This is a genomic window from Pseudomonas sp. PDM16 (assembly GCF_014851865.1).
Lineage (GTDB): Bacteria > Pseudomonadota > Gammaproteobacteria > Pseudomonadales > Pseudomonadaceae > Aquipseudomonas.
The window spans coordinates 1-718 of the sequence record NZ_JACVAM010000025.1; the positions used below are offsets into that span (position 1 = coordinate 1).

General features: G+C 52.2%; 1 protein-coding gene. It reads right to left on the bottom strand.

Annotated features, from left to right (window positions below):
* On the bottom strand, nt 1–718 hold a 718-nt coding region (locus IB234_RS24525), incomplete at both ends, for a hypothetical protein (RefSeq protein ID WP_192322324.1).

Consider the following 718-nt stretch of genomic DNA (forward strand, 5'->3'; position numbering starts at 1 on the left):
CATTCTACCTTTTCCTTCTTCTCCCTTCTCTTCTTTTCCTCCTCTCTCCTCTTCTCTTTTCCCTTTCCTTCCCTCCTTCCTTTCTCTCTTCTCCCTTCTCCCTTCTTCCCTCCCTTTTCTTTCTTTTCCTTCTCCTCTCCCCCTTCCCCTTCCTTTACCGGCTCTCCCTCTCTTTTCTCCCCCTTCTTCTCTTCCTCCTCCTTTCCTTCCTCTCTTCTCTTCCTTCTCTCCCTGTCTCCCCGTCCCCCCCTCTCCTTCCTCCTCCTTTTTCTGTGTCGGCCCTCTCTCCGTTTTCCCTCTCCCCTTTCCTCTCCTCTCCCTTCTCCCTTTCTTCCCTTCTCCCTCCCCTCCCCTTTTCCCTTTCTTTTCCTTCTCCCTCCCCTCCCTTTTCTTCCCTCTCTCCTTCTCCCTCCTCCTTCTCCCCTCCCCTTCTTTCCCCTTTTTCTTTCTCCTCCCCTCCTCCTCCCTTCCCCTTCCTTTCCCCTTTCTTCCCCCTTCCTTCTTTCTTTTTCCCCCCGCCGTTTCTCCCTTTTTCTTCCCTCCTTCCTCCTCCTTTCCCCCCCCTTTTTTCCTCTCTCCCTCCTCCCTTTCCTCTTCTCCTTCCCTCCTTCCCCTCTTTCCTTTCTCTTTCTTCCTCCCCCTCCTTCCTTTCCCTCTCCTTTTTCTCTTCTTTCTTTCTTCTTCTTCCTCCTTTTTTTTTCTCTTTCCTCTCTTCCTC